Here is a 9,324-nt window from a genome sequence, read left to right as displayed (position 1 = left end):
CTCAAGCACGGCCGCGCCGACCACCTCGACGCCGTGATCGACAAGCTGCGCGAAGCCGGCGCCACCGTGACGGCGGGCGAGGGCTTTATCCGCATCCAGGCCAGCGGCCGCATGAAGGCGCAATCCTTCCGCACCACCGAATACCCCGGTTTTCCGACCGACATGCAGGCCCAGTTCATGGCGCTCAATGCCATCGCGCTGGGCAGCAGCACCGTGACCGAGACGATTTTTGAAAACCGCTTCATGCACGTCAACGAGATGGTGCGCCTGGGCGCGAAGATCCAGATCGACGGCAAGATCGCCGTCATGGAGGGCGTCGAAAAGCTCTCCGGCGCGACTGTCATGGCCACCGACCTGCGCGCCTCCGCCAGCCTGGTGATCGCCGGCCTTGTGGCTGAAGGCGAAACCCTGGTGGACCGCATCTACCACCTGGACCGCGGCTACGACCAGATGGAAGCCAAGCTGCGCGGAATCGGCGCCGACATCGAGCGGATAAAAGCATGATCACGCTCGCGCTCTCCAAGGGCCGCATCTTTGACGACATCCTGCCGCTGCTCAAAAGCGCTGGCATCGAGGTGCTGGACGACCCTGAAAAATCCCGCAAGCTGATCCTGGATACCAACCAGCCCGGCGTACGCGTGGTGCTGGTGCGCGCCACCGACGTGCCCACCTACGTGCAATACGGCGGTGCCGATCTCGGCGTGGTCGGCAAGGACACCCTGCTCGAGTCCGGCAGCCAGGGCCTGTACCAGCCGCTTGATTTACAGATCGCCAAATGCCGCATCAGCGTGGCCGTGCGCGAAGGTTTTGACTACGCCGCCGCCGTGCGCCAGGGCTCGCGCCTGAAAGTCGCCACCAAATACGTGGCGATCGCCCGCGACTTCTTCGCCACCAAGGGCGTGCACGTCGACCTGATCAAGCTCTACGGCAGCATGGAACTGGCGCCGCTCACGGGTCTGGCCGACGCCATCGTCGACCTGGTGTCCACCGGTAGCACGCTCAAGGCCAACCATCTCGTCGAAGTCGAGCGCATCATGGACATCAGCTCGCACCTGGTGGTGAACCAGACCGCGCTCAAGCTCAAGCAGGCGCCCATACGCCAGCTCATAGACGCCCTTTCCGCCGCCACGGCCTCCTCGAAAAAACCCTGACCCATGAAACTGACCGCCGCGCCCGCCCGCCTTTCCACGATTTCCGGCAGCTTTGAGGCCGACTTCAAGGCGCGGCTGCATTGGTCGGCGGACACCGACGCGGCCATCGAGCAGCGCGTGGCCGACATCCTGGCCGACGTGCAGCAGCGCGGCGATGCGGCGGTGCTGGAATACACCGCGCGCTTCGACGGCCTGGATGCTGGTGGTATGGGCCAACTGGAACTCACGCAGGCCGAACTCAAAGCCGCTTTCGACGCGATTCCAGCCGCCCAGCGCGACGCGCTCGAAGCCGCCGCGCGCCGCGTGCGCAGCTACCACGAAGCCCAGAAGAAGGCCAGTGGCGAAAGCTGGAGCTACCGCGACGAAGACGGCACCCTGCTCGGCCAGAAGGTCACGCCGTTGGACCGCGTCGGCATCTACGTGCCCGGCGGCAAGGCGGCTTACCCCTCGTCGGTGCTGATGAACGCCATCCCCGCCCACGTGGCCGGCGTCGGCGAGATCATCATGGTCGTGCCCACCCCCAAGGGTGAGAAAAACGCTCTGGTGCTGGCCGCCGCCTACGTGGCGGGCGTGACCCGCGCCTTCACCATTGGCGGCGCGCAGGCCGTGGCCGCGCTGGCCTACGGCACGCAGACCGTGCCCAAGGTCGACAAGATCACCGGCCCCGGCAACGCCTACGTCGCCAGCGCAAAAAAGCGCGTCTTCGGCACCGTGGGCATAGACATGATCGCCGGTCCGTCAGAAATCCTGGTGCTGGCCGACGGCAGCACGCCGGCCGACTGGGTGGCCATGGACTTGTTCAGCCAGGCCGAGCACGACGAGCTTGCCCAAAGCATTCTGCTGTGCCCCGACGCCGCCTACATCGACGCCGTGCAGGCCGCCATAGACCGCCTGCTGCCTGAAATGCCGCGCGCCGAGATCATCGCCAAGTCCTTGAACGGACGCGGCGCGCTGATCCACACGCGCAGCATGGAAGAGGCCTGTGCGATCAGCAACCGCATCGCGCCCGAACACCTGGAAGTCTCCAGCCGCGAGCCGCACAAGTGGGAGCCGCTGCTCAAGCACGCCGGCGCCATCTTCCTGGGCGCCTATACCAGCGAGTCGCTGGGTGACTACTGCGCCGGCCCGAACCACGTACTGCCCACCAGCGGCACGGCGCGGTTCAGTTCGCCGCTGGGCGTCTACGATTTCCAGAAGCGCTCCAGCCTCATCGAGGTCAGCGAAGCCGGCGCGCAGATTCTCGGGAAGGTCGCTGCCGAGCTGGCCTACGGCGAAGGCCTTCAAGCCCACGCCCGTGCCGCCGAGATGCGATTGAAGACCGTCCCCGAGATGAGAAAGACCAAATGACCCTGCCTGCACCCTCCCTGGACCCCAAACTCAAAAAGCTGATCCGCCAGGACGTGCAGTCCATGCACGCCTACGCCATCCAGGACTCGGCCGGCATGGTCAAGCTCGACGCCATGGAGAACCCGCACCGCCTGCCCGCGGCGCTGCAGGCGCACCTGGGCCAGCGCCTGGGCGCGCTCGCGCTGAACCGCTATCCCGACGGGCGGGTCAACGACCTGCGCCGCGCGCTGGCCGACTATGCGCAGATGCCCGAGGGCTTCGACATCATGCTGGGCAACGGCTCGGATGAGTTGATCTCGCTGCTGGCCATGGCTTGCGACGTGGAGGGCGGCTCCATCCTGGCGCCCATGCCCGGTTTTGTGATGTACGGCATGAGCGCGCAGCTGCAGGGCCTCAAATTCATCGGCGTGCCGCTGACGGCCGACTTTGAGCTTGATGAAGCTGCCATGCTGGCCGCCATCAAGGAGCACCAGCCTTCCATCATCTACCTGGCCTACCCCAACAACCCCACGGCCAACCTGTGGGACGACGCGGTGATCGAAAAAATCGTCGCGGCGGCGCCCGGGCTGGTCGTGATGGACGAGGCCTACCAGCCGTTTTCGAGCAAAAGCTACATCGACCGCATCGCCGGACACGGCCACGTGCTGCTGATGCGCACCATGAGCAAGTTCGGCCTGGCCGGTGTGCGCATCGGCTACATGATGGGGCCCAAGGCCCTGATCGCCGAGGTCGACAAGGTGCGCCCGCCCTACAACATCAGCGTGCTCAATTACGAATGTGCGCTGTTCGCGCTGGAGCACCAGGAAGAATTCGCCGCCCAGGCCCAGGAACTGGTGGCCCAGCGCGCCGTGCTGATGGATGCGCTGGCCGCCCTCGCGCCCAAGGGCATTAAGGCCTGGAAAAGCGACGCCAACATGATCCTGGTGCGCGTGCCCGATGCGGCCAAAACCTTTGAAGGCATGAAATCGCACAAGGTGCTGGTCAAAAACGTTTCTAAAATGCATCCATTGCTGGCCAATTGTTTGCGCCTGACGGTCGGCACCGCGGACGAGAACGCGCAAATGCTGGCGGCGCTTGAAAAATCCCTATGACCATCCCCACACCTGTTTCCACCGAACCGAGAACGGCCGAGGTCTCGCGCAACACGGCGGAAACCCAGATCACCGTCAAGCTCAACCTCGACGGCACCGGCAAGGCCAGCCTGTCGACGGGCATAGGCTTTTTTGACCACATGCTGGACCAGATCGCCCGCCACGGGCTGATCGACCTGGACATCCAGGCCAAGGGCGACTTGCACATCGACGGCCACCACACGGTGGAAGACGTGGGCATCACGCTGGGGCAGGCCGTGGCCAAGGCCGTGGGCGACAAGAAGGGCCTGCGCCGCTACGGCCATGCCTATGTGCCGCTCGACGAGGCACTGTCGCGCGTGGTGATCGATTTTTCGGGCCGCCCGGGGCTGGAAATGCATGTGCCCTTCAAGAGCGGCATGATCGGCACTTTCGACAGCCAGCTGGCCTACGAGTTCTTCCAGGGCTTTGTGAACCACGCTTTTGTCACCCTGCACATCGACAACCTCAAGGGCGAAAACGCCCATCACCAGGCCGAAACCGTGTTCAAGGCCTTTGCCCGGGCGCTGCGCATGGCGCTGGAGATCGACCCGCGCTCGGTAGGCGTGATTCCTTCGACCAAGGGTTCGCTGTAAGCCAAGCCCTTGCTGTCCCTCCAACTTTGATCCCCTGATGGCAAAACCCAAAACAGTGGCCGTGGTCGACTACGGCATGGGCAACCTGCATTCCGTGTCGCAAGCCGTGCGCCATGTGGCGGCGGGCAGCGGCTTTGAGGTGCTGGTCACCTCCCGGGCCGAAGACGTGATGGCGGCCGAGCGCATCGTGCTGCCCGGCCAGGGCGCGATTGCCGACTGCATGCGTGAGCTGGCCGATTCCGGCATGCTGGACTCGGTGCTGCACGCGGCGGCCCACAAGCCGCTGTTCGGCGTCTGCGTCGGCATGCAGATGCTGCTGAGCCACAGCGACGAAGGCCAGCCCGGCGACGGCGGGACAGGCACAGCCGGCCTGGGGTTGATCCCCGGCGAGGTCGTCAAGTTCGAACTGGCGGGCAGGACCCAGCCCGACGGCAGCCGCTACAAGGTGCCGCAAATGGGCTGGAACCAGGTTTACCAAAATGGTGCGGGCACGGCCAAAGCCCACCCGGTCTGGGCCGGCGTGCCCGACGGCGCCTACTTTTACTTCGTGCACAGCTTTTATGCCCGCCCGTCGGATGCGCGCCACATCGCCGGCGAAGCCGACTACGGCGCGCGCTTTACGGCGGCGGTTGCACGCGATAATATTTTTGCCACCCAGTTCCACCCCGAAAAAAGCGCCGGCCACGGCCTGGCCCTGTACCGCAACTTCCTGCACTGGAATCCCTGAGTCCCTTGGGTCAGACCCGGGTATCGGGGCGCGCCGCTTTTTGTTACCCTGAGCACCCGTTTCTTTTTTACCGTCTTTTTTACCGCCACATGCTACTCATCCCCGCGATTGACCTGAAAGACGGTCACTGCGTCCGCCTCAAACAGGGCGACATGGATCAATCCACCATCTTCAGCGAAGACCCGGCCGCCATGGCGCGCAACTGGGTCGACAAGGGCGCGCGCCGCCTGCACCTGGTGGACCTGAACGGCGCGTTCGCGGGGAAACCCAAAAATGAGGCGGCCATCAAGCAGATCCTGGCTGAAGTCGGCAGCGAAATCGACGTGCAGCTGGGCGGCGGCATCCGCGACCTGGACACCATTGAGCGCTACCTCGACGCCGGCCTGCGCTACGTCATCATCGGCACGGCCGCCGTGAAGAACCCGGGTTTCCTGCAGGACGCCTGCACCGCCTTCGGCGGCCACATCATCGTCGGCCTGGACGCCAAGGACGGCAAGGTCGCCACCGACGGCTGGAGCAAGATGACCGGGCACGAGGTCATCGACCTCGGCAAGAAATTCCAGGACTACGGCGTCGAATCCATCATCTACACCGACATAGGCCGCGACGGCATGCTCAGCGGCATCAACATCGCCGCCACCGTCAAGCTGGCCCAGGCGCTGACGATTCCGGTGATCGCCTCGGGCGGACTGTCCAACATGGCCGACATCGAGGCCTTGTGCGAAGTCGAGGAAGAGGGCGTGGAAGGCGTGATCTGCGGCCGCTCGATTTACAGCGGTGATCTCGACTTTGAGAAAGCCCAGGCTCGGGCGGACGAATTAAACGGATGACCGCTGTTGCGATGAAGAGCGGCTCTTCATGCCAGCCAGGGCCGCGGAACCGGCTTTGCCGGGCCGCAGGCGCAGCGGCCCCCTCGGGGGGCAGCGCACTACGCGAAGCGAGAAGCGTGGGGGCCACATGCTAGCCAAACGAATCATTCCTTGCCTCGACGTCACCGGCGGCCGCGTGGTCAAGGGCGTCAACTTCACCCAGCTGCGTGACGCGGGCGACCCGGTGGAAATCGCGGCGCGCTACAACGATCAGGGCGCCGACGAACTCACCTTCCTCGACATCACCGCCACCAGCGACGCGCGCGACCTGATCCTGCCCATCATCGAGGCCGTGGCCTCGCAGGTTTTCATTCCGCTGACCGTGGGCGGTGGGGTGCGCACCGTCGAGGACGTGCGCCGACTGCTCAATTCCGGCGCCGACAAGACCAGTTTCAACTCGGCCGCCATCGCCAACCCGCAGGTCATCGCGGACGCATCCGCCAAGTACGGCTCGCAGTGCATCGTGGTGGCGATTGACGCCAAGCGGCGCAATGCAGAGGACGAAAAACGCCTGACCCCTGCCGGCGAACCGGTGGGCCCCGGCTGGGACGTCTACAGCCACGGCGGGCGCAAAAACACCGGCCTGGACGCCGTGGCCTGGGCCACCGAGATGGCGCGGCGCGGCGCCGGCGAGATTTTGCTGACCAGCATGGACCGCGACGGCACCAAGTCGGGCTTCGACCTGGCGCTGACCCGCGCGGTGAGCGACGCCGTCAGCGTGCCGGTGATCGCCTCGGGCGGCGTCGGCAACCTGGAACACCTGGCCGACGGCATCCAGACCGGCGGCGCCGACGCAGTGCTGGCCGCCAGCATCTTCCATTACGGTGAATACACCGTGCAGCAGGCCAAGCAGCACATGGCAGCGCGCGGCATCCCCATGAGGTTGAAATAAGCCCGCAGGATTCGCGCGCGGCGTGCCGCTGCGCCTTGCCTCCGCCGGTTTTATGTTGCAATCGGCTGTAATGCCCAAATCTTCGAGAATATGCCGATGAACTGGTTGGACGACGTTAGCTGGGACGACAAGGGCCTGATCCCGGTCATTGCGCAGGAAGCCTCCAGCGGCGATGTGCTCATGTTCGCCTGGATGAACCGCGAGGCACTGCAAAAAACCGCCGAACTCGGCCAGGCGGTCTATTACAGCCGCTCACGCGGGCGCCTCTGGCACAAGGGCGAAGAATCCGGCAATCAGCAAACGGTGCATGAAATCCGCCTGGACTGCGACAACGACGTGATCCTGCTCAAGGTGACGCAACTGGGCCACACGCCGGGCATCGCCTGCCACACCGGCCGCCACAGCTGCTTTTTCAGTGTGTATAAAGACGGCCAGTGGGTGGTGACCGAGCCGGTCCTGAAAGACCCGACAACGATGTACAAACAGACCCCCGGCAAACATGAGCACGAATGACTCCCTCCAGCGCCTGGCGCACATCATCGAAAGCCGCAAAGCGGCCAACGGCGGAGACCCGGGCACAAGTTATGTGGCGCGCCTGCTGCACAAAGGCCCGGACGCCTTCCTGAAAAAAATCGGCGAGGAAGCCACCGAAACCGTGATGGCTGCCAAGGACATCGACTGCGCGCTGAGCCACGGTGGTGCGGCGGGTGAACTCAAGGGTAAGCTGGTCGGCGAAGTCGCCGACCTGTGGTTCCACAGCCTGATCGCGCTGGCGCATTACGGGCTGAGCCCGACCGACGTGATCGCCGAACTGGAGCGCCGCGAAGGCACCAGCGGCATCGAGGAAAAAGCCTTGCGCAAGGCGCAGCAACGCGATGCGGCCGAAAAGCCATGAGGGCACCGGCCGTCGATTTTCTTTTGACTTCACCGTGACAGGAACCTGAGCGATGGAAACCGACCTGGCCGAATTCGAAGGCAAAAACCCCAACGACCGCATCGTCATGCATGTGCTTTACGGCCTGCACACGCTGGCCTGGTTCAGCGGCGGCGTGTTCGCGGTGATTGCCGTGATCGTCAATTACATACGCCGCGCCGATGAATCCGATGCGCTGTACATCGACCACCACAACTACATGATCCGCACATTCTGGTGGACGCTGGGCTGGCTGGTGCTGCTGTCGCCTCTGTGGCTGCTGTTGTTCTTCCCGGGCCTCTTTGCCTATGGCATCGTCTGGCTCTGGTACCTGTACCGTTGCGTGCGCGGCTGGATGCGTTTCAACAGCCACCGGCCTACTTGATTTCTTCAGAGCAACCAAGCCATGAACCACTCCGACAACTGCATTTTCTGCAAGATCGCTGCGGGCGCCATTCCCAGCCGCAAGGTGTACGAAGACGACGAACTGTTCGCTTTTCACGACATCAATCCCTGGGCGCCCGTGCATTTTTTGATCATCCCCAAGGACCATATTCCGTCGATGGCGCAGGTGGGCCCTGAGCACGCGGCGCTGCTGGGCCGCATGCTGGTTTTGGCGCCGAGGCTGGCGATGGAGCAGGGCTGCAACCCTTATCCCGAGGGCGGCTACCGCATCGTGACCAACACCGGCTCGGAAGGCGGGCAGGAAGTGCACCACCTGCATTTCCACGTCATTGGCGGTCCACGCCCTTGGCTGAAAGGCTGAAGAGAGCTGGGGAACCCCGGGCCGCGTAAGCACACTAACCCGGTAGGCCAATGGGTCTAATAGGCGTCCCGGCGGGACTGGCCTTTAGAATCAATGCAATTGCGTGCAAACCGCCCCAAACCGGCAATATTGCATTTACACCTGTATTTACAGATTAGGAGCAAATCATGGGTTCATTTTCCATCTGGCACTGGCTGATCGTGCTGTTGATCGTGGTGATGGTTTTCGGCACCAAAAAGCTGAAAAACATGGGCAGCGACCTCGGCGGCGCCGTCAAAGGCTTCAAGGACGGCATGAAGGACGGCAGCCAGACGCCCGCCGACGTGCCCGTGCCGCCAGCCAGCGTGACCAACGCACAAGCTGCCGACAAAACGACGATCGACGTCGAAGCGCGCCAGAAGTCGTAATTCAGGCCTGACACTCCGTGATTGACCTCGGCATTTCCAAAATGGCGCTGATAGGCGCCGTGGCGCTGATCGTCATCGGCCCGGAAAAACTGCCGCGCGTGGCACGCACCGTGGGCATGCTGCTGGGCAAGGCGCAGCGCTATGTGGCCGACGTCAAGAATGAAGTCAACCGCTCCATGGAGCTGGACGAGCTCAAGAAGATGAAGGAAACCGTCGAGGGCGCCGCCCGCGACGTCGAGAACTCCATCCAGACCAACGCCAGCGATTTTGAAAAATCCTGGGCCGAGGCAACCGGCGACTCGTCCTCCAGCGCCTTGCCGGGCATGGAAATCTTCCCCGAATACAAGCACCCGAAAAAGAAGTGGCGCCTCAAGCAGGGCGCGACGCCCCAGTGGTACAAGGCCCGTTCCGGCGTGCGCACCCGTGCGCAGTCGGGGGCCGCGCGCGTGGCGCGCTTCCGTCCGCAGCCGGGCCGCCTGTCTTGAGCCTTGCTGCCGATCTTCTGTTCTTTGCGCATCTTCCGGCGCCACCCATCCAGCGCAAATTC

The 9,324-nt window shown here is 64.0% G+C and carries 13 protein-coding genes and 1 pseudogene; all 14 read left to right on the top strand.

Annotation, left to right across the window (positions count from 1 at the left end; genetic code table 11):
• Positions 1–504: pseudogene (locus ACLV8F_RS09985) on the top strand (UDP-N-acetylglucosamine 1-carboxyvinyltransferase); the annotation flags it as partial.
• On the top strand, positions 501–1,151 hold the full coding sequence (hisG, locus tag ACLV8F_RS09980) for an ATP phosphoribosyltransferase (protein ID WP_411884070.1): 651 nt from the start codon (positions 501–503) through the stop codon (positions 1,149–1,151). The pseudogene ACLV8F_RS09985 and the gene hisG, both read left to right, overlap by 4 nt.
• A gap of 3 nt (positions 1,152–1,154) precedes the next feature.
• Positions 1,155–2,498, top strand: a complete 1,344-nt coding sequence (gene hisD / locus ACLV8F_RS09975; protein ID WP_411884069.1) for a histidinol dehydrogenase — start codon at positions 1,155–1,157, stop codon at positions 2,496–2,498.
• Positions 2,495–3,589: a histidinol-phosphate transaminase gene (hisC, locus tag ACLV8F_RS09970; RefSeq protein ID WP_411884068.1), complete on the top strand. Its 1,095-nt coding sequence runs from the start codon at positions 2,495–2,497 to the stop codon at positions 3,587–3,589. The genes hisD and hisC overlap by 4 nt, the downstream gene beginning before the upstream one ends.
• Positions 3,586–4,203, top strand: coding sequence for an imidazoleglycerol-phosphate dehydratase HisB (gene hisB / locus ACLV8F_RS09965; RefSeq protein ID WP_411884067.1), 618 nt, complete (start codon positions 3,586–3,588; stop codon positions 4,201–4,203). Before hisC ends, hisB begins: the two co-directional genes overlap by 4 nt.
• Before the next feature lie 37 nt (positions 4,204–4,240).
• The gene (gene hisH, locus ACLV8F_RS09960; RefSeq protein ID WP_411884066.1) at positions 4,241–4,930 is read left to right on the top strand and encodes an imidazole glycerol phosphate synthase subunit HisH; all 690 of its coding nucleotides are present in this window, start codon (positions 4,241–4,243) and stop codon (positions 4,928–4,930) included.
• 89 nt (positions 4,931–5,019) lie between these two features.
• Positions 5,020–5,760: a 1-(5-phosphoribosyl)-5-[(5-phosphoribosylamino)methylideneamino]imidazole-4-carboxamide isomerase gene (gene hisA / locus ACLV8F_RS09955; protein WP_411877408.1), complete on the top strand. Its 741-nt coding sequence runs from the start codon at positions 5,020–5,022 to the stop codon at positions 5,758–5,760.
• A 127-nt stretch (positions 5,761–5,887) separates the two neighbouring features.
• Entirely contained in the window at positions 5,888–6,691 is an 804-nt protein-coding gene (gene hisF, locus ACLV8F_RS09950) for an imidazole glycerol phosphate synthase subunit HisF (RefSeq protein ID WP_411884065.1), read from the top strand.
• A gap of 96 nt (positions 6,692–6,787) precedes the next feature.
• Complete coding sequence (hisI, locus tag ACLV8F_RS09945; RefSeq protein ID WP_411884064.1) at positions 6,788–7,204, top strand: phosphoribosyl-AMP cyclohydrolase; 417 nt, start codon at positions 6,788–6,790, stop codon at positions 7,202–7,204.
• Positions 7,191–7,586, top strand: coding sequence for a phosphoribosyl-ATP diphosphatase (locus ACLV8F_RS09940; protein WP_411884063.1), 396 nt, complete (start codon positions 7,191–7,193; stop codon positions 7,584–7,586). The genes hisI and ACLV8F_RS09940 overlap by 14 nt, the downstream gene beginning before the upstream one ends.
• A gap of 52 nt (positions 7,587–7,638) precedes the next feature.
• Positions 7,639–7,989, top strand: coding sequence for a DUF4870 family protein (locus ACLV8F_RS09935; protein WP_411884062.1), 351 nt, complete (start codon positions 7,639–7,641; stop codon positions 7,987–7,989).
• A gap of 21 nt (positions 7,990–8,010) precedes the next feature.
• The gene (locus tag ACLV8F_RS09930; RefSeq protein WP_411884061.1) at positions 8,011–8,370 is read left to right on the top strand and encodes a histidine triad nucleotide-binding protein; all 360 of its coding nucleotides are present in this window, start codon (positions 8,011–8,013) and stop codon (positions 8,368–8,370) included.
• Between the two features lie 167 nt (positions 8,371–8,537).
• Entirely contained in the window at positions 8,538–8,777 is a 240-nt protein-coding gene (gene tatA, locus ACLV8F_RS09925) for a Sec-independent protein translocase subunit TatA (RefSeq protein WP_411877402.1), read from the top strand.
• Between the two features lie 17 nt (positions 8,778–8,794).
• On the top strand, positions 8,795–9,262 hold the full coding sequence (gene tatB, locus ACLV8F_RS09920; RefSeq protein WP_411884060.1) for a Sec-independent protein translocase protein TatB: 468 nt from the start codon (positions 8,795–8,797) through the stop codon (positions 9,260–9,262).
• Positions 9,263–9,324 lie beyond the last annotated feature (62 nt).

The organism is Polaromonas sp. YR568 (assembly GCF_943369675.1).
Taxonomy (GTDB): domain Bacteria; phylum Pseudomonadota; class Gammaproteobacteria; order Burkholderiales; family Burkholderiaceae_C; genus Polaromonas.
The sequence above is the reverse complement of the archived record's forward strand: the minus strand, read 5'-3'. Positions and strand labels throughout refer to the sequence as shown.